Origin of the sequence: Providencia sp. PROV109 (assembly GCF_033681625.1) — a bacterium.
Classification (GTDB): domain Bacteria; phylum Pseudomonadota; class Gammaproteobacteria; order Enterobacterales; family Enterobacteriaceae; genus Providencia; species Providencia hangzhouensis.
Genome location: NZ_CP096320.1, coordinates 518,515 through 544,703, shown reverse-complemented (window position 1 = coordinate 544,703; position 26,189 = coordinate 518,515). Strand labels below are relative to the sequence as shown.

Annotated in this window: 19 protein-coding genes, 1 tRNA gene and 3 rRNA genes; 3 read left to right on the top strand and 20 right to left on the bottom strand. The window is 42.7% G+C overall.

Going from position 1 to position 26,189, the window contains the following annotated elements; translation table 11 throughout:
- Positions 1–793 precede the first annotated feature (793 nt).
- The 8 genes from rrf to pepQ form a co-directional block, all read right to left on the bottom strand.
- A 5S ribosomal RNA gene (rrf, locus tag M1F25_RS02400) occupies positions 794–909 on the bottom strand.
- A 140-nt stretch (positions 910–1,049) separates the two neighbouring features.
- Positions 1,050–4,246: ribosomal RNA gene (locus M1F25_RS02395) — 23S ribosomal RNA — on the bottom strand.
- A gap of 349 nt (positions 4,247–4,595) precedes the next feature.
- Positions 4,596–4,671, bottom strand: a tRNA-Glu gene (locus M1F25_RS02390).
- Positions 4,672–4,809: 138 nt separating this feature from the next.
- A 16S ribosomal RNA gene (locus tag M1F25_RS02385) occupies positions 4,810–6,349 on the bottom strand.
- The 16S, 23S and 5S rRNA genes sit together here with 1 tRNA gene alongside, the layout of an rRNA operon.
- A 460-nt stretch (positions 6,350–6,809) precedes the next feature.
- The gene (hemG, locus tag M1F25_RS02380) at positions 6,810–7,334 is read right to left on the bottom strand and encodes a menaquinone-dependent protoporphyrinogen IX dehydrogenase (protein ID WP_109912565.1); all 525 of its coding nucleotides are present in this window, start codon (positions 7,332–7,334) and stop codon (positions 6,810–6,812) included.
- 60 nt (positions 7,335–7,394) lie between these two features.
- Positions 7,395–8,846, bottom strand: a complete 1,452-nt coding sequence (trkH, locus tag M1F25_RS02375; RefSeq protein ID WP_109912566.1) for a Trk system potassium transporter TrkH — start codon at positions 8,844–8,846, stop codon at positions 7,395–7,397.
- Positions 8,847–8,874: 28 nt separating this feature from the next.
- The gene (locus M1F25_RS02370) at positions 8,875–9,489 is read right to left on the bottom strand and encodes an IMPACT family protein (protein ID WP_109912567.1); all 615 of its coding nucleotides are present in this window, start codon (positions 9,487–9,489) and stop codon (positions 8,875–8,877) included.
- Positions 9,489–10,823, bottom strand: a complete 1,335-nt coding sequence (pepQ, locus tag M1F25_RS02365; RefSeq protein WP_109912568.1) for a Xaa-Pro dipeptidase — start codon at positions 10,821–10,823, stop codon at positions 9,489–9,491. Before pepQ ends, M1F25_RS02370 begins: the two co-directional genes overlap by 1 nt.
- A 257-nt stretch (positions 10,824–11,080) precedes the next feature.
- Here pepQ and fadB point away from each other — a divergent pair, with 257 nt between their 5' ends.
- Together fadB and fadA are read left to right on the top strand one after the other, a co-directional pair.
- Entirely contained in the window at positions 11,081–13,273 is a 2,193-nt protein-coding gene (gene fadB, locus M1F25_RS02360) for a fatty acid oxidation complex subunit alpha FadB (protein WP_109912569.1), read from the top strand.
- A gap of 4 nt (positions 13,274–13,277) precedes the next feature.
- The gene (gene fadA / locus M1F25_RS02355) at positions 13,278–14,444 is read left to right on the top strand and encodes an acetyl-CoA C-acyltransferase FadA (RefSeq protein WP_004914870.1); all 1,167 of its coding nucleotides are present in this window, start codon (positions 13,278–13,280) and stop codon (positions 14,442–14,444) included.
- A gap of 213 nt (positions 14,445–14,657) precedes the next feature.
- Here fadA and fre read toward each other — a convergent pair whose 3' ends face one another.
- From fre to pepE, 3 genes are all read right to left on the bottom strand, one after another.
- The gene (gene fre, locus M1F25_RS02350) at positions 14,658–15,359 is read right to left on the bottom strand and encodes an NAD(P)H-flavin reductase (RefSeq protein ID WP_004914872.1); all 702 of its coding nucleotides are present in this window, start codon (positions 15,357–15,359) and stop codon (positions 14,658–14,660) included.
- A gap of 10 nt (positions 15,360–15,369) precedes the next feature.
- Complete coding sequence (ubiD, locus tag M1F25_RS02345; protein ID WP_004914873.1) at positions 15,370–16,845, bottom strand: 4-hydroxy-3-polyprenylbenzoate decarboxylase; 1,476 nt, start codon at positions 16,843–16,845, stop codon at positions 15,370–15,372.
- 112 nt (positions 16,846–16,957) lie between these two features.
- Complete coding sequence (gene pepE, locus M1F25_RS02340; RefSeq protein ID WP_181489191.1) at positions 16,958–17,683, bottom strand: dipeptidase PepE; 726 nt, start codon at positions 17,681–17,683, stop codon at positions 16,958–16,960.
- 165 nt (positions 17,684–17,848) lie between these two features.
- On the opposite strand from pepE, the gene rfaH reads away from it, so the two are divergent.
- A complete protein-coding gene (gene rfaH / locus M1F25_RS02335; protein WP_181489189.1) occupies positions 17,849–18,343 on the top strand; it encodes a transcription/translation regulatory transformer protein RfaH in 495 nt (164 codons plus the stop codon).
- A 79-nt stretch (positions 18,344–18,422) separates the two neighbouring features.
- Here the strand turns inward: rfaH and tatC are convergent, their stop codons facing one another.
- The 9 genes from tatC to M1F25_RS02290 form a co-directional block, all read right to left on the bottom strand.
- Entirely contained in the window at positions 18,423–19,190 is a 768-nt protein-coding gene (gene tatC / locus M1F25_RS02330) for a Sec-independent protein translocase subunit TatC (RefSeq protein WP_110592461.1), read from the bottom strand.
- Positions 19,191–19,193: 3 nt separating this feature from the next.
- Positions 19,194–19,739: a Sec-independent protein translocase protein TatB gene (tatB, locus tag M1F25_RS02325; protein ID WP_004260808.1), complete on the bottom strand. Its 546-nt coding sequence runs from the start codon at positions 19,737–19,739 to the stop codon at positions 19,194–19,196.
- Between the two features lie 3 nt (positions 19,740–19,742).
- Positions 19,743–20,024: a twin-arginine translocase TatA/TatE family subunit gene (gene tatA / locus M1F25_RS02320; protein WP_004260812.1), complete on the bottom strand. Its 282-nt coding sequence runs from the start codon at positions 20,022–20,024 to the stop codon at positions 19,743–19,745.
- 115 nt (positions 20,025–20,139) lie between these two features.
- Complete coding sequence (gene ubiB / locus M1F25_RS02315) at positions 20,140–21,774, bottom strand: ubiquinone biosynthesis regulatory protein kinase UbiB (protein ID WP_004260814.1); 1,635 nt, start codon at positions 21,772–21,774, stop codon at positions 20,140–20,142.
- The gene (locus tag M1F25_RS02310; protein ID WP_110592462.1) at positions 21,761–22,414 is read right to left on the bottom strand and encodes an SCP2 domain-containing protein; all 654 of its coding nucleotides are present in this window, start codon (positions 22,412–22,414) and stop codon (positions 21,761–21,763) included. The genes ubiB and M1F25_RS02310 overlap by 14 nt, the downstream gene beginning before the upstream one ends.
- A 1-nt stretch (position 22,415) precedes the next feature.
- On the bottom strand, positions 22,416–23,171 hold the full coding sequence (ubiE, locus tag M1F25_RS02305) for a bifunctional demethylmenaquinone methyltransferase/2-methoxy-6-polyprenyl-1,4-benzoquinol methylase UbiE (RefSeq protein ID WP_181489187.1): 756 nt from the start codon (positions 23,169–23,171) through the stop codon (positions 22,416–22,418).
- A gap of 75 nt (positions 23,172–23,246) precedes the next feature.
- On the bottom strand, positions 23,247–24,602 hold the full coding sequence (gene rmuC, locus M1F25_RS02300; protein WP_112307700.1) for a DNA recombination protein RmuC: 1,356 nt from the start codon (positions 24,600–24,602) through the stop codon (positions 23,247–23,249).
- A gap of 107 nt (positions 24,603–24,709) precedes the next feature.
- A complete protein-coding gene (locus tag M1F25_RS02295) occupies positions 24,710–25,240 on the bottom strand; it encodes a DedA family protein (protein ID WP_004260821.1) in 531 nt (176 codons plus the stop codon).
- 149 nt (positions 25,241–25,389) lie between these two features.
- Positions 25,390–26,172: a tyrosine-protein phosphatase gene (locus M1F25_RS02290; RefSeq protein ID WP_164454956.1), complete on the bottom strand. Its 783-nt coding sequence runs from the start codon at positions 26,170–26,172 to the stop codon at positions 25,390–25,392.
- Between the last annotated feature and the right edge of the window lie 17 nt (positions 26,173–26,189).

The following is a 26,189-nucleotide window of genomic DNA, read 5'->3' as shown; positions in this document are numbered from 1 at the left end:
ACAACTGCTCCCCCCCATTACTTCTCCTACCCCTGTCATCCCACCATCGCCAACAGCCACCGCCCTTTCAACAAGTGAGTTGTTACTGACTACTTTGGCTCAAGCGGTATCATTCATCACCGTGATGGGGAAACACCCAATCCACAGTACTCTCGTGATATTCTTAAAATTCCGCTACCCTAAACAATCTGTGAGCTGTTACTCACTACTTTGTATTCACAATATCCATTCAGCGCACCAATACAACCGCTCCCCTCCATTACTTCTCCTAGCCCCTGTTATCCCACCTTCACCAACAGCCACCGTCTCCTTCAACAAGTGAGTTGTTACTGACTACTTTATGTTTATTAATCGCATCCATCATTTAAATACAAGGAATTGAGTTTTTCCTCCTACCCACCTCGTCCCGGTCAAAAGAGAGGTGAGTTGTTACTGACTTCTTTGATTCAAGCTATGTCATTCATCACCATGATGGGGAAACACCCAATCCACAATATTTATTTGATTTTATTAAAATTCCGCTACCCTAAACAATCTGTGAGTTGTTACTCACTACTTTGCATCACGCACTCTCATTAATGATGGTGATAGATAGATAGAGAGAGCCCTAAAAGTAGCTAAAAGAGATGAAGAGAGGATTAAAATTAGGGATTAAAACATTAAGGAGCTAAGAAACTGAGGAACTGAGGAACTAAAACTTAGGCACCCCACCTAACCTCAACATCCACTGTTTTTCTTTTTTTCTCCAAACGCAAAAAAGCCACCCTATGGGTGGCTTTCTCACTAATTTAATGTCTGGCAGTTCCCTACTCTCACATGGGGAGACCCCACACTACCATCGGCGCTACGGCGTTTCACTGCTGAGTTCGGCATGGGGTCAGGTGGGACCACCGCGCTATTGCCGCCAGACAAATTCTGTTTGTTCCCGTTTAGTTTTTTCTTCACTAAACCAGAACGTCAATCTCAAACAAGCTGTGTGTCCTTCACCTTTCGGCTTCTCACGTTCTCTGAAAAACAACTCTATCTCTCTAAAACACCTTCGGTGTTGTCAGGTTAAGCCTCACGGTTCATTAGTATTGGTTAGCTCAACGTATCGCTACGCTTACACACCCAACCTATCAACGTCTTAGTCTTAAACGTTCCTTTAGGACTCTTAAAGAGTCAGGGAAGACTCATCTCAAGGCAAGTTTCCCGCTTAGATGCTTTCAGCGGTTATCTCTTCCGCACTTAGCTACCGGGCAATGCCATTGGCATGACAACCCGAACACCAGTGGTGCGTCCACTCCGGTCCTCTCGTACTAGGAGCAGCCCCTTTCAATCTTCCAACGCCCACGGCAGATAGGGACCGAACTGTCTCACGACGTTCTAAACCCAGCTCGCGTACCACTTTAAACGGCGAACAGCCGTACCCTTGGGACCTACTTCAGCCCCAGGATGTGATGAGCCGACATCGAGGTGCCAAACACCGCCGTCGATATGAACTCTTGGGCGGTATCAGCCTGTTATCCCCGGAGTACCTTTTATCCGTTGAGCGATGGCCCTTCCATTCAGAACCACCGGATCACTAAGACCTACTTTCGTACCTGCTCGAGCCGTCACTCTCGCAGTCAAGCTGGCTTATGCCTTTGCACTAACCGCATGATGTCCGACCATGCTTAGCCAACCTTCGTGCTCCTCCGTTACTCTTTGGGAGGAGACCGCCCCAGTCAAACTACCCACCAGACACTGTCCGCACCCCAGATAATGGGGCAACGTTAGAACATCAAACATTAAAGGGTGGTATTTCAAGGTTGGCTCCACGCAGACTGGCGTCCACGCTTCAAAGCCTCCCACCTATCCTACACATCAAGGCTCAATGTTCAGTGTCAAGCTATAGTAAAGGTTCACGGGGTCTTTCCGTCTTGCCGCGGGTACACTGCATCTTCACAGCGAGTTCAATTTCACTGAGTCTCGGGTGGAGACAGCCTGGCCATCATTACGCCATTCGTGCAGGTCGGAACTTACCCGACAAGGAATTTCGCTACCTTAGGACCGTTATAGTTACGGCCGCCGTTTACTGGGGCTTCGATCAAGAGCTTCTCCTTACGGATAACCCCATCAATTAACCTTCCAGCACCGGGCAGGCGTCACACCGTATACGTCCACTTTCGTGTTTGCACAGTGCTGTGTTTTTAATAAACAGTTGCAGCCAGCTGGTATCTGCGACTGGCTTCAGCTCCATGAGTAAATCACTTCACCTAATGCCAGCGTGCCTTCTCCCGAAGTTACGGCACCATTTTGCCTAGTTCCTTCACCCGAGTTCTCTCAAGCGCCTGAGTATTCTCTACCTGACCACCTGTGTCGGTTTGGGGTACGATTAATGATAATCTAGAGCTTAGAGGCTTTTCCTGGAAGCGGGGCATGAGCTACTTCATCACCGTAGTGACTCGTCGTCGGACCTCAGCATGTAGTGAACCGGATTTGCCTAATTCACCTGCCTACATCCTTAAACCGGGACAACCGTCGCCCGGATAGCCTAGCCTTCTCCGTCCCCCCATCGCAATTATCACCAGTACGGGAATATTAACCCGTTTCCCATCGACTACGCATTTCTGCCTCGCCTTAGGGGTCGACTCACCCTGCCCCGATTAACGTTGGACAGGAACCCTTGGTCTTCCGGCGTGCGGGTTTTTCACCCGCATTATCGTTACTTATGTCAGCATTCGCACTTCTGATACCTCCAGCATGCCTCACAGCACACCTTCACAGGCTTACAGAACGCTCCCCTACCCAACGAACGTATCCTTAAACTGACTGCCTGACGTTTCCGCCTCGACTTTGTTGGACGCATTGACGTCGCTTCGCTCCGTCAATCGTTTTGATACATTTGAGTATCACTTAATCAGTTTAAGTGATACGTTCGCTGCCGCAGCTTCGGTGCATAGTTTAGCCCCGTTACATCTTCCGCGCAGGCCGACTCGACCAGTGAGCTATTACGCTTTCTTTAAATGATGGCTGCTTCTAAGCCAACATCCTGGCTGTCTGAGCCTTCCCACTTCGTTTCCCACTTAACTATGACTTTGGGACCTTAGCTGGCGGTCTGGGTTGTTTCCCTCTTCACGACGAACGTTAGCACCCGCCGTGTGTCTCCCGTGATAACATTCTTCGGTATTCGTAGTTTGCATCGAGTTGGTAAGTCGGGATGACCCCCTAGTCGAAACAGTGCTCTACCCCCGAAGATGAGTTCACGAGGCGCTACCTAAATAGCTTTCGGGGAGAACCAGCTATCTCCCGGTTTGATTGGCCTTTCACCCCCAGCCACAAGTCATCCGCTAATTTTTCAACATTAGTCGGTTCGGTCCTCCAGTTAGTGTTACCCAACCTTCAACCTGCCCATGGCTAGATCACCGGGTTTCGGGTCTATACCCTGCAACTTATTCGCCCAGTTAAGACTCGGTTTCCCTACGGCTCCCCTATACGGTTAACCTTGCTACAGAATATAAGTCGCTGACCCATTATACAAAAGGTACGCAGTCACCCCATCCTCAAATGTCCCGCTTGGCTTTGCGGCCAATCTTGCCCGATTTTTTAACTTCCGCTGCTCATGGACTTCGATGTCCACTGCGCTGCGGCTTGAAAAAATCAGCCAATCTTGTTGGCAAATCCTGCGCTGTTATTGTGATGGTTTTACACCCTCACTCAATTGCCGAGGCACTTGAGTGATGGGGCTCCCACTGCTTGTACGTACACGGTTTCAGGTTCTATTTCACTCCCCTCGCCGGGGTTCTTTTCGCCTTTCCCTCACGGTACTGGTTCACTATCGGTCAATCAGGAGTATTTAGCCTTGGAGGATGGTCCCCCCATATTCAGACAGGATAACACGTGTCCCGCCCTACTCGTCGAGTTCACAACACTAACACCTTCGGATACGGGGCTATCACCCTTTACTGCCGGACTTTCCAGACCGTTCTCCTGATGCTAATGCTGATTAAGACTCTGGGCTGCTCCCCGTTCGCTCGCCGCTACTAGGGGAATCTCGGTTGATTTCTTTTCCTCGGGGTACTGAGATGTTTCAGTTCCCCCGGTTCGCTTCGTTTGACTATGTATTCATCAAACGATAGTGCAACGGATTGCACTGGGTTTCCCCATTCGGAAATCGTCGGTTGTAACGGTTCATATCACCTTACCGACGCTTATCGCAGATTAGCACGTCCTTCATCGCCTCTGATTGCCTAGGCATCCACCGTGTACGCTTAGTCGCTTAACCTCACAACCCGAAATTGTTTCAACGTTCACCTTACTGTCATGGCTGTGCGTGCATTCCTTCTTTGTTGGGCAGTGCTCGCAATGCTCACATACTTATGTATGCTGCGCTTGCTGTGCGCTGGCCGCCGCGAAGGACTGACTGCTCGCTCATGCCACTCGCTAAAGTGACCGAAAATTTCAGGTCTGAAATTTTGAGAGACTCTCACATTGTTTAAGCGATAAACAATGTGCGTTGTTTTCAATTTTCAGCTTGTTCCAGATTGTTAAAGAGCATAATTGTTAAACCAACTACAATATAATTGGTTTAATCATTATTGGGGACATCGTCTTTCACTCGATATCGGCGCAATTGGCGTCCCCTAGGGGATTCGAACCCCTGTTACCGCCGTGAAAGGGCGGTGTCCTAGGCCTCTAGACGAAGGGGACACGAAAATTCAATTGCAAAACACCGTTTTGCTATTTTCGTGTAAGTCTTATCCTCTCGAATAAGTCTCCCACGTAAAGCCATTGCTCTACTTTCTATCAGACAATCTGTGTGAGCACTTCACAAGTACACTTCAATGGTAAGGAGGTGATCCAACCGCAGGTTCCCCTACGGTTACCTTGTTACGACTTCACCCCAGTCATGAATCACAAAGTGGTAAGCGCCCTCCCGAAGGTTAAGCTACCTACTTCTTTTGCAACCCACTCCCATGGTGTGACGGGCGGTGTGTACAAGGCCCGGGAACGTATTCACCGTAGCATTCTGATCTACGATTACTAGCGATTCCGACTTCATGGAGTCGAGTTGCAGACTCCAATCCGGACTACGACGTACTTTATGAGTTCCGCTTGCTCTCGCGAGGTCGCTTCTCTTTGTATACGCCATTGTAGCACGTGTGTAGCCCTACTCGTAAGGGCCATGATGACTTGACGTCATCCCCACCTTCCTCCGGTTTATCACCGGCAGTCTCCTTTGAGTTCCCGACCGAATCGCTGGCAACAAAGGATAAGGGTTGCGCTCGTTGCGGGACTTAACCCAACATTTCACAACACGAGCTGACGACAGCCATGCAGCACCTGTCTCAGAGTTCCCGAAGGCACTAAAGCATCTCTGCTAAATTCTCTGGATGTCAAGAGTAGGTAAGGTTCTTCGCGTTGCATCGAATTAAACCACATGCTCCACCGCTTGTGCGGGCCCCCGTCAATTCATTTGAGTTTTAACCTTGCGGCCGTACTCCCCAGGCGGTCGATTTAACGCGTTAGCTCCGAAAGCCACTCCTCTAGGGAACAACCTTCAAATCGACATCGTTTACAGCGTGGACTACCAGGGTATCTAATCCTGTTTGCTCCCCACGCTTTCGCACCTGAGCGTCAGTCTTTGTCCAGGGGGCCGCCTTCGCCACCGGTATTCCTCCACATCTCTACGCATTTCACCGCTACACATGGAATTCTACCCCCCTCTACAAGACTCTAGCTGACCAGTCTTAGATGCCATTCCCAGGTTAAGCCCGGGGATTTCACATCTAACTTAATCAACCGCCTGCGTGCGCTTTACGCCCAGTAATTCCGATTAACGCTTGCACCCTCCGTATTACCGCGGCTGCTGGCACGGAGTTAGCCGGTGCTTCTTCTGTCGGTAACGTCAATCGTTGATGATATTAGCATCAACGCCTTCCTCCCGACTGAAAGTACTTTACAACCCTAGGGCCTTCTTCATACACGCGGCATGGCTGCATCAGGCTTGCGCCCATTGTGCAATATTCCCCACTGCTGCCTCCCGTAGGAGTCTGGGCCGTGTCTCAGTCCCAGTGTGGCTGATCATCCTCTCAGACCAGCTAGGGATCGTCGCCTAGGTGAGCCATTACCTCACCTACTAGCTAATCCCATATGGGTTCATCCGATAGCGCAAGGACCGAAGTTCCCCTGCTTTGCTCCTAAGAGATTATGCGGTATTAGCTACCGTTTCCAGTAGTTATCCCCCTCTATCGGGCAGATCCCCATACATTACTCACCCGTCCGCCGCTCGTCAGCGAGAAGCAAGCTTCCCCTGTTACCGCTCGACTTGCATGTGTTAGGCCTGCCGCCAGCGTTCAATCTGAGCCATGATCAAACTCTTCAATTAAAAAGCTTGATGCTCAAAGAATGTTTACTGTCGTTTGATTTCCGAAGAAATCAAATTACCTATTAGTTCATATATATGAATTAACGTGTTAGTCACTCTTCAAGACTTAAAATCAAATATTTTTTGATAGTGTCTTGTGAGTGCCCACACAGATTGTCTGATAAATTGTTAAAGAGCGTTGCGACTAAATCTTTTGATTTTCGACTTCGAGGTCGTTGTCGCGAGGTGTCGTATATTACGTTTTTTATTTAGAAAGTCAAGAGTTTATTTTCAACTTTTTTCTTTCTCACCTCTGTTATCACTGGGTTACGAAGTTTTCTTCGAACCGGTTTGTCGTGACAACGGATGCGCATTATAGGGAGTCGAAAAATTCTCGCAAGTGTTTTTTTGATTTATTTCATCAAGCGATGATTTATTAAACAAATCACACAAAATAACTACGTTTTGTTGAAATTGTGAGCTACAAATCATCAAATTCAACTGTGAATTCAGCAACCTTTTCCCAGTTAGTATATTCAATCTCTGTTTTTGGATCGGTTGGGCCATCTGTCATTTTCATTATTAGACGAATCATCATTCTATCAAACCATGTATAACGTGGATAAAACAGCGCTCCGGCAAAAACAGACTTCAATGTAGGCTTCCAAGGACATGCTTCTAAAAATTTTCGCGTATATGCGTTGGTTTCTACCGTATTCTTGCCTTCTTTTCTTGCCGTCAAATTTACAGCAAAAAAACCCGTCTTCATTGAGTTCAATTGATTTTGATGAGAAAGCACGAAGCGTTGTAGTTTTTTATTGAAATGCCCATAACGAATAGATGCCCCTACTAATACTTTATCGTAGCCTGATAAATTAAGCTGTTGGTCAGTATTTAAATCACGAATATCACATTCACGACCTGAGTTTCTCAGTTGCTCCGCCATTTTTAGAATAATTTTTTTAGTTTGCCCATCCGTACTGGAGTGTAAAAGTAAGTAGCTCATTATTGTTCCTAAATTAATATCATTTCTATATAGGTAATATTATTTATTAATTGTACCCAACTATTCACGCCAAAAAGTGGGAGTCAGTAGCACTAATAAAGTGAAAACTTCCAAACGCCCAAATAACATCGTGACAACTAATATCCATTTGCCTGTAGGGTTCATCGTTGTGAAATTATCAGCCACAGTCCCTAACCCTGGCCCTAAGTTATTCAGTGTCGTTGCAATTGCTGAAAAAGCAGAGAATTCATCAACTCCTGTAGCAATCAGTAATAATAAGCTGACGACAAAGACCAGTGCATATGCAGAAAAGAAGCCCCAAACAGCTTCGATGATCCTTTCAGGTAATGCGCGTTGTCCTAATTTGATTGTGTAGACTGCATTTGGGTGAACTAGGCGCTTTAACTCACGCGAGCCTTGTAAGAAAAGTAACAATATACGAATAACTTTTAACCCACCACCTGTCGAGCCTGCACATCCACCAACGAATGCGGCGCACAATAGCAGCATAGGTAAAAAAAGAGGCCAACCAGAAAAGCTATCTGTCGTAAATCCAGCCGTTGTCGCCATGGACACGACTTGGAAGAATGCCTGATCAAGTGTTTGACCAAAGCTACTATAAACAGAATGGAACATAAGTACTAAGGTACAAATAACCACCAAGACAAACTGGAAGCTAATAAACATTCTAAATTCAGGATCGCGCCAATAAATCCCTAAACTACGTCCAGTTAATACTGCAAAGTGCAAACCGAAGTTACAACCAGAGATAATCAGGAAAATACCAATGATAGTGTTAATCGCAGGACTATTGAAATAACCAATACTAGCATCATGAGTTGAAAACCCACCAATAGCGATAGTCGAAAAGCTGTGAGAAATAGCATCAAAAACATCCATACCGGCTATCCATAGAGCAACCGCACAGGCAATAGTTAGCAGTACATAGATAAGCCATAATGTTTTTGCTGTTTCTGCAATACGAGGCCGCATTTTATTGTCTTTCAAAGGACCCGGCATTTCTGCACGATATAGCTGCATTCCCCCGACACCCAAAAGTGGTAAAATTGCAACGGCAAGTACAATAATCCCCATCCCCCCAAGCCATTGAAGCATCTGCCGATAAAATAAAATAGCTTTGGGTAGGGAATCAAGCCCTGTTAACGTTGTCGCACCTGTCGTCGTCAATCCTGAGAACGATTCAAAAAAAGCATCAGTTACCGAAAGATTAGGTCTTTCAGAAAAAATAAAAGGTAATGCCCCTACGCTTCCCAGTACCGTCCAAAATAAAACAACGATAAGAAAGCCTTCTTTTGCTTTCAGTTCGTGCCGGCTATTACGGGTTGGTAGCCACAAAAAAAGACCAATTAGCAAAGCAGTAATAAAAGTCTGGCTAAAAGCTCGCCCTGCACCATCACGATAAATTAGCGCGACAATACCAGGAATAACCATGGTAAAAGAAAAGATGATGACAAGCAGCCCGACTATACGGGTTATTGCACGAAAATGCATTCGGCAGGTTCCTTGATAAAACTGTTTACTATTGTGATTCTGACGTGAGCGTTAAGGCTCCACGGCTTATATCGCGTAATTTATCATTGACTTCCTGCTCAAGAGTGGCAGGAATTGCAATTTGTAAAGAGACAGTTTCATTATAATCACTGTGTAAAACTGTGCCATTCACTTGGACAAGCAGTTGTTCAATCGCATTAATCAATGAATAGTCGCACACTAAATTAAAGATTTTTTGTGGTACTTTTGTCTTTGTTGGTAATATTTTTAATGCTTGCTGGGCACCATTTCCATAAGCTTTAACTAGCCCACCAGTGCCTAGTTTTATCCCACCAAAATAACGTACAACAACACAGGTAACCTCCCCTAGATTGCTACCTAATAGTTGCGCCATGATGGGTTTTCCTGCTGTTCCTGTCGGCTCTCCGTCATCAGAGAACCCCAATTTTTGTGAATCATCAGGCCGACCAGCAACAAATGCCCAGCAATGGTGCCGGGCATCTGGGTATTGAGCTTTAATCGATTGAATGTAATCTTTTGCCGCTTCAATACCATCTGTATGAGCTAAATACGTAATAAATTGGCTTTTTTTGATTTCTTCTGTAAAAGAAATGGTTTCAGCCGGTATTAAATAAGGTTTCATTAACGTAAATGTAAGTCTCGAGTCATATTCTCAATACGATTTGCATGGATCACGATATTATCTTCAATGCGGATTCCACCGTAAGGTTTGAAGAACTCGATTTTATCCCAATTAAAGTGTTGGCTGAACTCCCCATTTCTCCATTCAGATAACAGAGATTCAATAAAGTAGAGCCCAGGCTCAATAGTTAACACCATTTTAGGTTCTAAAACACGAGTACAACGCAAGAATGGATACATTTTAGGAGCTGCGAGATGAGTACCACTATCATCTTGCATAAAACCTGCAGCATCATGAACTTGTAACCCAAGTGGATGGCCTAAACCATGAGGTAAAAATGGCGTTGTTAAGCCACTTTCCACCATCGACTCTTCGCTAATATCTTTAACAATATCATGTTTAATCAGTATCTTAGCAATCCTATGATGCATATCCACGTGATAATCAGTATAGCGGACACCTGCCTTAATCGTATCAATTAAAGCAAGCTGCTCTGTGTTGACATCTGCAACCAATTCAGCAAATTCGTCTTTACCTTTCGCCGCATAAGTTCTCGTAATATCAGCAGCATAGCCATTATATTCAGCGCCTGCATCAATAAGAAAACTGCGTAATTCGTTCGGCACAGTTTGCTGTAGTTTCGTGTAATGTAATACCGCCGCATTTTCATTCAGCGCAACAATATTACCATAAGGCACATTGGTATCTCGATGACCGGTAGATTGTAAGTAACTGACATTAATATCAAATTCGCTCATACCTGCACGGAATGCTTCGAGAGCAGCGAGGTGCCCATTTACAGCCATTTTTTGAGCTTCTCGCATACAGTAAAGCTCATAATCTGTCTTATAAGAACGATGATAATGATAGTAATCTAAAACCGATTTGGGATTGATATTATGCAAAGAAATCCCTAAAGATTCTGCTCGTGCTGTTGCTGAGCCTATATAGGCAACATTTTCTTTTGATAAGCTTGCGAGAAGCGTTTTGATGTCATCCGCATTTTTTAAGTGGATTAGCTCAATATCTTTGGTCCAAAAACTGTTCGGTAGTGGCTCAACACTATGCCAATAGTCAACGGGGGAATAAAACCATAGCTTAGGCTTATTTATACCATCAACTAATAACCATGAATGTGGAACATCGGTAACAGGTACCCACGCTTTGAAATGAGGGTTAACTTTAAACGGATAGTCGCTATCATCAAGAAAGATGCGTAGGGGTTCACCTGAATGAATCAATATGGCATCTAATTTGCTGCGCTGTAAAACTTGCTGAGTTCTGTTTTGTAACGTTTTAATGTGTTCAGCGTAGAGTGCAGTCAGTTTTTCCATTTCCTTCAACCTTTCAGCATTAATTAGAAAAATTAAGCTTACCACGTTCTGTTATTAACGGATATGCACTCTGTTGCAAACCCTAATTAATTAATTGATATATAATACATTTATCATTTAAATCATTAATTATTTCACTTAATTGCTGTGACCAACCTTCCATTTTTGTCATTAATCATTTGCAATTAATTAACATTCTAGTCACACTCTTTTCATCTGGTCGTACCAGATAACACTACCACGTAGAGGAGAGCAGAATGCTTTATCAAAGTGACACTATCTATATTCAATGGTTGAAACAAGGGATTGCAGAACTGGTTTTTAACTCACCAGGGCCAATTAATAAATTGGACACCCACACCGTTGCTTCACTTGATGAAGCCGTGTCTGTTCTTGAGCAACAAACCGAGCTGCAAGGTGTAATTTTCCGTTCTGATAAACCCGCTTTTATTGTTGGCGCTGATATCAAAGAGTTTCTGTCACTCTTTGAAGCATCAAAAGAAACACTAAGTGATTGGTTACACTACGCTAACAGTATATTTAATCGTATTGAAGACCTGCCTGTTCCAACGATTTGCGCCATTAATGGCTATGCACTAGGTGGTGGTTGTGAATGTGTTTTATCCACTGATTTTCGTATCGCCTCCCCTGATGCCCGAATTGGGCTTCCTGAAACGAAACTTGGGATCATGCCTGGCTTTGGTGGGTCTGTTCGGCTACCTCGATTAATTGGTTTGGATAGCGCATTAGAAATTATTACTGCGGGTAAAGATATCGATGCCTCTCAAGCTTTAAAACTTGGCCTTATTGATGCCGTTGTTAATACAGAAGCTCTCGCACAATCAGCGCTACAACTCATTGAATCTGCAATCACCGGAGCCTTCAATTGGCAGCAAAAACGCCAACCTAAACTTAGCCCTCTGCAATTGAAACCTATTGAGCAAACGATGAGTTTCAATGTCGCTAAGGGAATGGTGTATAAGGTTGCAGGCAAACACTATCCAGCCCCTATGGCGGCTGTGAATACAATAGAAAAGGCAGCAAATTGTACCCGCGATGAGGCCTTAAAGCATGAAACAGCAGCATTTGTTCCTCTAGCGCATAGTGATGTTGCACGTGCGTTAGTGAGTATTTTTCTAAATGACCAACAAGTTAAGTCAAATAGTAAAAAGATCGCACAACGTATTGAGATTCCAACACATGCCACCGTATTAGGTGCAGGAATTATGGGCGGAGGCATTGCTTATCAGTCTGCCAGCAAAGGCGTACCTGTTTTAATGAAAGATATTAATGTTAAGTCATTAGAATTAGGGATTGAAGAGGCACAAAAGCTATTAAATAACCAATTTGAGCGTGGAAAAATTACAGCTGTAAAAATGGCGGCGACCTTATCATCTATTCATCCTTCATTATCTTACAATGGCATAGAAGATAGCCAAATCGTCGTTGAAGCCGTTGTTGAGAACCCTAAAGTCAAAGCTGCTGTATTAGCTGAAGTTGAGTCCTTAGTAACAAGTGAAACTATACTGGCTTCAAATACATCAACTATTCCAATTTCAACCCTCGCTAAATCACTAAAGCGCCCAGAAAACTTCTGCGGAATGCACTTTTTTAACCCTGTGCATCGAATGCCATTAGTCGAAATTATTCGCGGAGAACAAACTTCTGATAACACTGTTGCTAAGGTTGTTGCCTACGCCAATAAAATGGGGAAAACCCCTATTGTTGTCAATGACTGCCCTGGCTTCTTTGTTAACCGAGTACTTTTTCCTTACTTTGCTGGCTTTAACTTACTGTTACAAGATGGGGCTGACTTTAGAGAAATAGATAAAGTCATGGAAAAAGAGTTTGGCTGGCCAATGGGGCCCGCTTATCTTCTTGATGTGGTTGGTATTGATACTGCTTTTCATGCAGAACAAGTTATGGCTCAAGGTTTTCCTGAACGAATGGGAAAAAAAGGCAAAAATGCCATTGATGTGATGTATGAACAACAACGTTTTGGCCAAAAAAATGGCCACGGGTTTTATCAATATGAAAAAGATAAAAAAGGGAAACCGAAAAAAGTTGATGATCCGCGGACGGATGAACTACTTGCTACTATTTGCTCAACAAGACGCTCATTCACCAAAGAAGAAATTATTGCTCGAATGATGGCTCCAATGATCAACGAAGTTGTTCGTTGCTTAGAGGAAGGCATTATCCAAAGCCCTTCGGATGCAGATATTGCTTTAGTTTACGGTTTAGGCTTTCCACCATTTAGAGGGGGAGTATTCTGCTATTTAGATACCTTAGGTAGTCAATCTTACTTAAAAACAACGGAATCTTTGCAGCACTTGAGTCCTCTATATCACGCGCCTAGCGGCTTAAAAGAAAAAGCGGCTACTAATGCAAGATATTACCCACAGCCACCAGTAGTGGCGATTGATGTCAAAAAAGTTGCGAGAGGTTAATTCTATGGAAAATGTCGTCATTATTGATGGAATACGTACACCAATGGGCCGTTCAAAAGGTGGGGTATTTCGCCATGTTAGAGCTGAAGACCTTTCTGCGCACCTCATGAATGCGATTTTTGAACGTAATCCAAACTCAAGTAAAAAAGAATTGGATGACATCATCTGGGGTTGTGTTCAGCAAACACTAGAGCAAGGGTTTAATGTTGCTAAAAATGCAGCATTACTCACAGATATACCTCATACGGTTCCTGCCGTTACAGTAAATCGCCTTTGTGGTTCATCAATGCAAGCGATACATGATGCGAGCCGGTTAATTATGACAGGTGATGCAAAATCAGTACTCATTGGTGGAGTTGAGCATATGGGCCACGTCCCAATGACTCATGGTATAGATTTCAACCCTAAACTGACTTTACGTGTTGCTAAAGCCGCTGGAGCGATGGGATTAACCGCTGAAATGCTTGCCAAAATGTATAAAATTAGCCGAGAAGAGCAAGATGCATTTGCATTAAGGTCTCACCAACTTGCAGCTCTAGCAACGGAAAAAGGGAAGTTCAATAACGAGATCGTTCCAATTAGTGGCCATGATGCCACTGGTAACCTCATTTCGGTAAATTATGATGAAGTGATTCGCTTTGATGCAAGCCTTCAAGGTTTGGCTGCTCTTCGCCCCGCCTTCGATCCTGCTAGTGGTACAGTGACCGCAGGTAATTCATCTGCTCTATCTGATGGTGCATCTGCGATGCTGCTAGCCAGCGAAAGTTATGCCACACAGCAAGGCATTAAGCCTCGAGCTAAAATACGCTCAATGGCAGTTGTTGGCTGCGATCCATCGATCATGGGATTTGGCCCGGTGCCAGCAAGTGAACTCGCTTTAAAGCGCGCAGGACTAACTTTAAATGATATTGATATTATTGAATTAAATGAAGCTTTTGCAGCGCAATCTATTGCATGCTTAAAAGGCTTAAAGCTATCAGAAAATCAACTAGATGATAAAGTAAATCTCAGTGGTGGGGCCATTGCGCTAGGCCACCCTTTGGGATGCTCAGGAGCAAGAATTTCAACAGCATTGCTTAATCAATTAGAACAAAACGATAAACAATTTGGTTTAGCCACCATGTGCATCGGGTTCGGCCAAGGTATTGCTACAATTATTGAGCGTGTTTAACAATTTAGTTTTAGTTTTCGCAAACATTGTATTTTGTCGATGTTCCCGCCTAGTCAGGGGCGGGTTTTTTTTGCCTTTTTCTGGCCAAATAGCCACGAAAAATTTAAAGATTATCGATAGGCGGTAAGTGAATGAGACCCTAGGAGCATACAAAAGTATGTGACTAGGGCGAATGAGCGAAACCAACACCCCTACAATTTGAAGTAGGACGGGTTAAATGAATTCGTAAGCATCTCCAAAGAGTTGTTCTGCCTTAGCTCCTCGCTCACTACAAAACCGCTCTCTCGCTATTTTAGCCATTTCAAAGCGGCCTGCGATATAGATATCATGACTGGACAAATCACCAAAATCTTCTAATACTGCGCTCAGGACTGTTCCTGTTCTACCACGCCATAGTTCGTCTGGTTGCTCTACAACTGGAGTGATCTTCAAATTAGGGTAATTTTCACTGAGGGCCTGCAATTCACCAAGGTCATATAAGTGTTCCAATTGGCGCCCCCCCCAATAGAAAGTGATATCACGATCCGAGTTTTCAGCTAAAGCTGCAAGTAATACAGAGTGGGTATAGGAAAAACCGGTCCCACCTGCAATTAAGATCATTGCGTTACTGCTATTTTCCCGAAACCAAGCTTTACCGTGAGGAATGTCAATATTTATACGTTTCTGGTCTAAAATTCTATCCATGACAGCCATTGCGTATAAATTAATCTCAGAAGCACCAATATGTAATTCAATAGTTTCTTTATTATTCGGTGTAGAAGCCATTGAAAATGGTCGCTTATCTCTCTCATCCATCACGACCATTAAATATTGACCTGCTTTAAAATGAAAAGGACCATCTGGCAACAAAATCACCCGATAAACCGTATCCGTGATAGATTCAACAGATGTTACTTTACAGCTTAAAGTTGCCATGGTTTCCCTCTTATTTTGTGTCAAAAATATTTAACTGTTCCCAAATATCATCAATGCGAGATTTAACGCTCTCTGTCATTACAATAGGACGCCCCCACTCACGATCTGTCTCACCCGGCCATTTGTTGGTGGCATCAAGCCCCATTTTTGAGCCTAATCCTGATACAGGAGAAGCGAAGTCGAGATAATCTATGGGCGTATTTTCCATCATTACTGTGTCACGAGCAGGATCCATACGGGTTGTAATTGCCCAGATGACATCTTTCCAGTCTCGTGCATTAATATCATCATCACAAACAATAACAAACTTAGTGTACATGAATTGGCGCAGGTATGACCAGACTCCCATCATGACTCTTTTAGCATGTCCTGCATATTGTTTTTTCATTGTCACAACGGCAAGACGATACGAGCACCCTTCAGGAGGAAGATAAAAATCAACAATTTCAGGGAATTGTTTTTGAAGAATGGGAACAAGGACTTCGTTTAAGGCTTCCCCTAATACTGCGGGCTCATCTGGTGGCCTTCCCGTATAAGTTGAATGATAAATTGCATCACGACGCTGAGTCACATGAGTTACAGTAAATACTGGGAAATTATCTATTTCATTATAATAACCAGTATGGTCACCATAAGGGCCTTCAGGGGCCATTTCACCCGGTTCAATATACCCTTCTAAAATAATTTCAGCGCCAGCAGGAACTTCGAGGTCATTCGATATGCATTTAACAACCTCGGTTTTATTACCACGCAACAACCCCGCAAAAGCGTACTCTGATAATGTGTCAGGAACTGGTGTTACCGCACCTAAAATGGTCGCAGGATCTGCACCAAGGGCAACTGCAACAGGAAATTTTTCACCGGGATGTGCTTGGCACCATTCTTGAAAATCCAAAGCACCACCGCGATGAGATAGCCAACGCATAATAACTTTATTTTTTCCAAGAACTTGCTGACGATAAATACCTAAGTTTTGCCTTTCTTTATGTGGGCCTTTAGTCACCGTCAGACCCCATGTAATTAGAGGGGCAGCATCTTCTGGCCAACAATGCATAACAGGTATTTTTGTGAGATCAACGTCTTCACCTGCCCAAATTTGTTCCTGACAAGCCGCTGAGCTTAACCGTTTAGCTGGCATATTCAACACTTGTTTAAATTTTGGAAGCTTATCAAAAAGGTCACGGAAACCTTTCGGTGGATCAGGCTCTTTCAGAAACGCCAGTAATTTGCCTACTTCATGTAAAGCTTTTATATCTTCTTGCCCCATCCCCATCGCAACACGTTTAGTTGTTCCAAACAGGTTACACAAGACAGGCATGTTATAGCCTTTGGGATTTTCAAATAATAGGGCCGGTCCCCCTGCTCTTAGTGTACGATCTGCAATTTCTGTCATTTCCAAATAGGGGTCGACTTCCATTGTAATGCGTTTTAGCTCGCCTTGTTTTTCAAGTTGCGAGATGAAATCTCTAAGGTCACGGTATTTCATTATCTTCTTTTACTGTTACAGAGGGAGTCCCATTATAAGACGTCCGGCCAAGGTTACAAGTTACTGTCTAAAGCACTTAAAAATCAATCTTTTTCTGGTTTAGTATACCATTTTACTGGCAATCAAAAGGGACTAATTTTTCTAATAGTAATGTATTAAATTGCTCTGAGAATGTTTTATTATGCTGAAATAGTTTAAAACCTTCATCTTTTCCACTGAAATAATGAAGTTCATTACCTTTAATTTGTAACCCACTTCCTTCCCTGAGCGCAACAACAACTTCATGAGGATTAATCACACAAAATTCTTGTAATCGCTCATCACGAGTTTCTCCCATATGACCAGAGATGTGAGCATCAATATAATGAGGATTAATTTGTAATGGGAATAGCCCTAAAGATGGCATAATTGCTGCGTTACTCACAGGCATATCATTCGTAGTACGAATACTTGGTGTCGCTACATTACATCCTGCGCTCCAGCCGATATATGGCACGCCACGTTCACGAACTGCGCGTTGAATCGCAACTATCAACCCATTCTCATGTAGGCATTTATTCAACCACCAAGTATTGCCGCCACTTACAAGAATGCATTCTGCCTGCTCAATCGCCTCCACTGGACTAGAGAAATGCTCAATTGACGTAACTTTTATTCCCAATGCTTCGGAAAGCTGCTCTGCTCTTTCGTCATGTGAGCCGCGAAGAACTGCATAAGGAACCAAAACTGCTGACTTTATGTTCTTACGAGTAATCATTTCTTTGATTCGAGGTAAGGCGTAGCTTAGCCATACAGGGTTGCCTGGTAGCTTGCCGTTACTCAACAAAAAGATATCCATTATGTCTCCTACTGATTTGGTTTTTGCATTACAGTTATCATAAGACTATATTCGATTAATATAGACTGATGAATATCAATGATATGGTGCTGTTATTCATTAGTCACATTGTTATGTCGTAATTTGTTATCATAAACATAGTTTTGTCAGATGGAATTCAAAAAAATGGAAAAATGGTATTTGCTTTATTGCAAACGAGGCCAAATTGAACGCGCTATGGAGCATTTAAATCGACAGAATGTTGTTTGTATGACGCCCATGACTGAAATGGAAAAAGTGGTTAGAGGAAAAAGAACGACTGTGCAAGAAGCTCTGTTTCCAAATTACTTATTTGTGAAATTTGATCATAATGAAATTCATACGACAACAATCCAGTCAACGAGAGGGGTCAGCCATTTTATTCGTTTTGGCCAATTGCCGACGGAAGTCCCTGAAGAGATTATTGAACTCCTACAACAAACCCCTATTAGTTATTCTGTCGCGCCAGATATACCAAAGCATGGTGACCAAGTGACAATTACCGAAGGTATTTTCGCGGGAGTACAAGCTATTTTTGATGAGCCTAATGGAGAGTATCGTTCTATTCTTTTACTGAATATTTTAAATAAAAGTGTACCTAAAGTGGTTGATAATACGCAATTTAAAAAAAATACAGATTGAACGCTTTAAGCAATCAAAAGCCCTTCTTAAAGGGCTTTTCACCTTTTTGCATTGCAAATTAAAGATAATTTAATGCAAATCAAGACTCTTCTTTTTCTTCTTCCTCTGCCTCTTCTTGCCGGTTTCTACCTTTACCAACATAGAAATTGGATAGTAAAACTCCGAGCTCGAAAAGCAAATACATTGGAACAGCAAGCAAAGTTTGAGAGAGTACATCTGGCGGCGTTAAAAACATCCCAACGATAAATGCCCCAACTAAAATATAAGGACGTTTACGTTTCAGGGATTCCGGTGTAGTCACGCCTGTCCAACACAGTAAAATAATTGCAATAGGTACTTCAAATGCCGCACCAAAAGCCATGAATAATGTCATGACGAAACTAAGATATTTACTGATATCGGGAATAAAGTTAACGCTATCTGGGGTCGTTTTAACAAAGAAACCAAATGCGAGGGGAAAAACAACGAAGTAGGCAAATGCCATTCCCAAATAAAACAAGAAACTACTTGAAACAAGCAAAGGCAACATGAGTTTGCGTTCATGCTTGTATAAGGCAGGTGCAATAAAAGCCCAAATTTGATAGAGAATAACCGGTATCGATACAAAAACCGAAACCATCATTGTCAATTTAATTGGGGTAAAGAATGTTGACGCCACATCTGTCGCACTCATTTGCGAACCTACTGGTAGCTTATCAATCAAAGGGGCTGCTACCAGCCGATAGATATCATTTGAAAAATAAGCAAGCGCAGCAAAAACAATTAAAACTGTAATTAAACAGTTTAACAGCCGTTTGCGAAGTTCAATGAGGTGGCTAATAAGTGGTTGTGTATCATTTACAGCCATGTGTTATTTTTCACTTTCAGTTTGATTAGAGTTTTTTACTTTAGCATCGAGTGATTCTACTGTTTTCACGGCGACTGAATCTTCTGGCTTTTCATCCTCAACAACAGCCGCCATTTTAGCAGCATGCTCAGGGTTTGGATCAGACTCTTCAGGTGGCTGCTGAGTATTATCTTTCGCTTCCTTTACAGCACTATCGTAACTGTCAGTGATCTCTTTTGCTTTGTTTAACTCTGTTTCAATATCATTGGTTGTCGCTTGGTAATCGCTTTTAAGCGATTGTGCCGCTGTACGCAGTTCTTCCATTGACTGCTTAAGTTCAGGAGAAAGCGCTTCTAAATTAGCTTTTTCTTCCACCTTTTTCAGCGTTTCTTGCAACTCCTGCAGCTTTAACTCTTGCGATAACTCGTTTTGTACATTTGCAGCCATAGAGCGCATCGCACGGATCCACCCAGCGACAGTTCTCACTGCCACTGGTAACCGCTCAGGGCCTAATACAACGAGACCAATAACTGCAATAAGCAACAGTTCACTAAAACCTATGTCAAACACGGTTTAACCCTGCTCTTTGTTTTTGCTCTCAACTGGGCTTTCTTTCTTTTCAGCAGCCTGTTGTTCAGTAATATTTTTAGGTGCGAAGTCAGCATCTTGCTTTTCTTGTTCTGCTTTTGCTTTTTCGTCATCGTTCATTGCTTTTTTAAAGCCTTTGAGTGACTCACCCAAATCTGAGCCTAAAGAACGCAATTTTTTGGTACCGAAAATTAAAATAATAAGTAAGGCAATGATAATGAGCTGCCAAGGACTACCGAAAGCAGCCATTGCAATAGTTGATTCCATTGTTAATACCTCTATATAGTTTTGGGATCAATTGTTATTAGATCTATTATATACAACCAACACAAAATACGGAAATGTTCACAGCCTTATAAACTTGTCGCAAAACAAAGTTTACTTAATTTCCGCCGGTTTTACACCAACCAAACAACCAAGACAGTGCACCTGCCACCATAAATACAATTCCAAACGGTGTGAGATTAGAAATGAGGAATAGAGTCCCACAGAGAATAAATGTAGCACCGATACCTAAAAGGTACTGAGATTTACGCTGCTTATTACGCTGACTTTTCAGTTGTTGAGTTAGTTGATCGATATTTGATTGTAAGTACTTATGCTGCCGTAATGCACCATAAATTAAATCCGGTATTTCAGGCATTTTTTCTGCCCAATAAGGTGCTTTTTCTTTTAATGCCTGAGTAATTGCAGGTATCCCTACTTGGCTATGAACCCAGTCCTCTAGAAATGGTTTTGCGGTTTTCCAGAGATCAAGCTGTGGGTAAAGCTGCCGTCCTAGGCCTTCTACATACAATAATGTTTTTTGTAATAATACCAACTGTGGTTGAACTTCCATGTTGAAACGACGTGCTGTATTAAATAAATTCAATAATACTTGCCCAAACGAAATTTCAGCTAATGGTTTTTCAAAAATAGGCTCACATACGGTACGGATAGCAAACTCAAAGTCTTCCACATTTGTGTCTGAAGGAACCCAGCCGGAGTCAACGTGCAGTTCTGCTACCTTACGATAATCACGATTAAAAAAAGCAATGAAGTTTTCTGCCAAATAACGCTTATCTTCTTTGTTTAATGAGCCGACTATCCCACAGTCTATCCCTATGTATTTAGGGTCCTCTGGATGATCGTAACTAACAAAGATATTTCCTGGATGCATGTCAGCATGGAAAAAGCTGTCGCGGAAAACCTGTGTAAAGAAGACTTTAACACCACGCTCTGCCAGCAGTTTCATATTCGTTCCCTGCGCTTTAAGCGCAGTAATATCGGAAACTGGGATCCCGTAGATACGCTCCATCACCATCACGTTTTCACGGCAATAATCTGGATATACCTCTGGTATATACAGCATGGCGCTATTTTCAAAGTTACGACGAAGCTGAATGGCATTTGCCGATTCACGGAGCAAATTCAGCTCATCGATCAAGGTTTTTTCGTATTCACGCACGACTTCTTTGGGTCTTAATCGCCGCCCATCTGGCAGCAAAGGAACCCAATTTGCAATACGATACATTAACTTAATATCAGCTTTAATAATTGGCAGAATATCAGGGCGAATAACCTTGATGACAACATCTTTACCATTTTCTTTTAACGTTGCGGTATGCACCTGAGCAATAGACGCAGAAGCTAAAGCTTGTTCATCGAAGTCATCAAACCACTGTTCTAAAGGCCCTTCGAGAGATTCCTCAATATAGCCTCGTGCCAGTTTGCCATCAAAACTTGCCACTTTGTCTTGTAATAATGACAATTGATCTGCGATTGCAGGTGGAAAAAGATCTCGGCGAGTCGATAGCATTTGGCCAAATTTGATCCAAACTGGCCCGAGTTCTTGAAGGGCGAGACGAAGCCTTTCGCCCAATGTTTTGTCTTTATGCTTATTTTTAATCCAAAAGAAACCTAAGCGACCTATTCTTAATGGTAACGTTAGTTTAGTTTTGGGGATTAACTCATCTAATCCGTAAGAGAGAAAAACCCGAATAATGAAGTAAAGTCGTTTTATTTCACCGGGTGTCATTCTTCTCCTCCAACTGGCTTAAACGTAGCTCAAGTGCACTCATTGAATTTTCTACTTGCTCAACTTCATCACTAAAATGAGCAAGTTCAAGCTGGCTAGGCGCCATCTTCCATTCTTCAATTATTGCGTCTTTGATATACGTTTTTTGCCGTTTTACTAAATGAGATGCAAGACAAGCACCTTTATTCAGGAACTTGCTAAGACCTTCTGCCGCAACATCACCAATGTAAGGTGATAGATAATGAGCAGGATTCCAAATTGCTAAGTCAAGTAAAGAAGACCAGTGCTGTACAATTTGCATATCCCCTTCAATCACGATATCACCACGATTGATAAGTTGAGATAATTGCTGTTTGTCTTTCAATTTAACTAGCGTAAAGATGGATGTTTTAATGGTACAGTCCGCAGGCTCAACCCACTGGCTTAACACATCAACATGATTTTCAGCAAAAACGAGTGTTAACGTTTTATTCAGTTCTTTAAGTTCAATAGCCATAACCTTGCCGGCCAAGCGCATTCTAGCTGGCTGTAGAACTTTTTCTTTAAACAACATGTGGTTAAGAGTGGTTTCCATCAATGCTGTTATCAAAGAATACAAAACTGTATTTTGATTTTCGGTATGTGTTGATGGTGCTTCCATCTTAGAATTTAAACCCTTTATGCAATGCGACAATTCCACCTGTCATATTAGTGTACATCACCTGTTCAAACCCTGCATTTTCCATCATACCTTTTAGTGTTTCTTGGTTTGGATGCATACGGATTGACTCGGCTAAATAGCGATAGCTATCGGGATCATTAACGATCGCCTGACCAATACGAGGGAGTATATGGAATGAATAGGCATCATAAGCTTTATTCAGTGGCTCAATAATTGGCTTAGAGAACTCTAACACCAATAAGCGCCCACCCGGCTTTAACACTCGGAACATAGAGCGTAGCGCTTTGTCTTTATCGGTGACATTACGCAAACCAAAAGAGATAGTAATGCAATCAAAATAGTTATCAGGGAATGGCAGTTCTTCTGCATTGGCTTGTACATAATTAACATTACCAACAATGCCTAGGTCACGTAATTTCTCACGCCCCATTTTTAGCATTGAATCATTAATATCTGCGAGTATGACCTCACCTTTTTCACCGACTAAACGTGAAAATTTAGCGGTTAAGTCACCCGTTCCACCTGCAAGGTCAAGTACTCGTTGATTACGACGCACCCCACTCGCTTCAATGGTAAAACGCTTCCAAATACGATGGATACCGAATGACATCAAATCATTCATTAAGTCATATTTTGATGCTACTGAGTGAAAAACATTCGCTACTAGGCCAGCTTTATCTTCTTTGCCGACAGTACGGAAACCGAAATCAATGGTTTCTTTAGTTGGTTCAGTCATTTCTCTTATGCCTGCTTATCATTCAAACTTTTGTAGGAAGTGTAACAGTCTTTGGGCCAAAACCCTATCAGAAGTCTAAGATTCCGCACAATTAGACGTATCTGATCGCTCAACCAATTGGGGTTGGATAGGTTGTTTAATTTCGACCCCAAGCTCTTTAAAACTTTCCGCCTGGCTAATTAAATTTCCACGGCCTTCGGCAAGGCGTTTCATTGCCGATAGGTAAGTATTATTTGCTTTATCAAGACTGGTGCCTAAAACCTGCATATCATCCACAAACAAGCGCAGCTTGTCATACATTTTCGCTGCTCTATTTGCTATCTCCTGGGCATTTTGCCCTTGGCGTTCATACCGCCAAATATTATTAATTGTCCTCACCGCCACTAACAATGTCGAAGGACAAACTAACATAATATTCTGTTTAATTCCTTCATCAAGTAACTCAGGAGCTTCTTTCAAAGCCAGTAAATACGCAGGTTCAATAGGGATAAACATTAAAACGTAATCTAATGAACGAATTCCCGGTAACTGATGGTAATCCTTGCGGCTCAGCATACGCATGTGATTGCGGATAGATGCCACATGGTTTTTTAACGCCTGTTGCTGTTCATGTGGCTCTTCGCTATTGAAGTACTGTTCATAGGAAACCAACGACATTTTGGCATCAACAACCACATCTTTCCCTTCAGGAAGATGGATAATCACATCCGGTTGATAACGGCTATTATAACTTGTATTGATGCTAACTTGGGTTTCAAACTCACTTCCTTCACGTAAACCTGAGACTTCGAGGATCCTGGTAAGAATAGTTTCCCCCCAGTTTCCTTGAATTTTATTATCCCCTTTCAGGGCTCGTGTCAGGTTAACCGCTTCTTTGGTCATTTGATTATTGAGCTGCTGTAATTGCCGAATTTCATAGGCTAAAGTGTGGCGTTCTTTCGCTTCTTCACCAAAACTTTGCTGAACTTGCTGACGAAAACCTTCTAATTGCTCACGAAAAGGTGACAACATCGCCAATAGGCTTTTTTGTTGTTGCTCTGATGCACGACGCTCATTTTGTTCAAAAATACGATTTGCTAAGTTTTCGAATTGTGCTGTCAGCCGTTGTTCGCTATTTTGTAAAATTCGCTGTTTTTCTTCGTTTGCTAGCTGGTTCTGTTCAAAACGGGTTATTACCTCACGAAGCTCAGCTTCTTGTTCTCGGTTAATATCCCTTTGAGTGCGCAATTCTTGATCTAGCCTGTCATACTCTTCTTTCCATTGCGCAAGGTGGATGTTTTTTTCGTCACTTGCAGCAAGTTGGCGGTTGAGTTGTTGTAGTTCCTGATCTTTTTGCGCAATTTTTTGGGCAATAGAGAACCAAGAGGCTAAACCACCAACTAAAACGCCACTCAACGCACCAATAACTGCATATAAAAGAGAGGTATCCACGGTTAAATCCTTACTTTACAAAGTCTAGTGTAAGGTAATGGGATACTGTATAAGTGTCCAGAGGTAATTTAGCCATCGAAGAAAATTTTGCGAAGCACTTCGCAAGCTTAGCCTATCCAACTTGCGAACCATTTCAGGCCGAGCGCTCCCGGCGCTAAAATACCAAATGCCCAAATCATCGCAGAAGCAATATTCGCAAGTTGGAAATGCCGTTGTGGCATGGCGCAAATCCCTGCAACCAAGGGAACAATAGCTCGTAACGGCCCGAAGAAGCGCCCAAAGAAAATTCCCCAAATACCCCATCGGTCAAAGAAACGCTGCCCTTTATCAATCATTTGTGGGTTACGAGAAATCGGCCACATATGGCGTACATTTTCTTTGTAATGATAACCAATCCAATAAGAGAGCCAGTCCCCAAAGAAAGCACCGAGAGCTGCTGCTAACCATATTGGCCAGAAAGTAATATTACTTTCACCAATCAAAGCGCCAAGCGCGAGTAAAATAACCGTTGCTGGTAACAGGAGTGACAAAAATGCCAAAGATTCCCCAAACGCCAAAAAGAAAATAATAGGAAGCGCCCATACTTCATGTTCGCGTGTAAAGTCAGTCACTATGGTGACAATTTCATTGAGTGTCACGGTCAGTTCCTTTCATTAGGGAATAATCAGAATACTGTAGCGAAAAAGTGGTAAATCAAGATTAAACAAAGCAGAAACACTTTTAGAAAAACTAAGTTGTGGATACGGAAAAATGGATTATCCACAACTCATCTTACAGTAAGTGAAACTTAGTCCAAAAACTGACTCTGCAGTGCTTCTCGTTGTTGCCTTCCTAAGCCAAAATCTTTTTCTAGCCATTGGTCAACATTGCCATAATGGCTTTCAATACTGTTTAGAGCCGTTCTTAAAAAGTCTTCACGTACCGAATAGACATACTCAAATTTTTTCACAATGCTTTCGTCCATCGTTTTTGCATGTTCTTCGAGTAAATGCTTGCGGTATGGTGCAAGTGTTTCATTAGTCAGTAAGTAATCTTCCATTACAGTGTCTAAATCTGCACCTAAAGCAAATAATACTAATGCGGACCCGACGCCTGTACGGTCTTTTCCTACCGCACAGTGTTGTACGATACCACCTTTTTCTGGCTGTTTGAGTAAATTGACCAATTGGTAATAAGCAGGATTGTTCAGTGGTAATAATTCATATAAACGGAACATAAAAGCTTGCGGGTCAAATTGTTCCAATATTTCTGGCGTAAGTTTATCTAAATTTGCTGTGACCTCTTTTGCTAACGGATTTGCTGGTGCATGCACATAATGCGCGCCTTGCCAAATGACATCAGGCTTATCTAAGATTTCAGCTTCATCACGATAATCAATGATTTGGAAAAGATTTTGTGAACATAGAACAGCTTCGTCCTCTTGAGTTAATCGGTCTAACGCACCGGAACGAAACAGGACTCCAGGCTTGATCTTCCCACCATTAGCGAGTTTTTTACCACCAAGATCGCGGAAGTTAATACCGCCTTTTAAAGGCAAAACAGAAGGATGAAGATAAGGTGTTGTTGACATAATAATTCCTTTTCGCC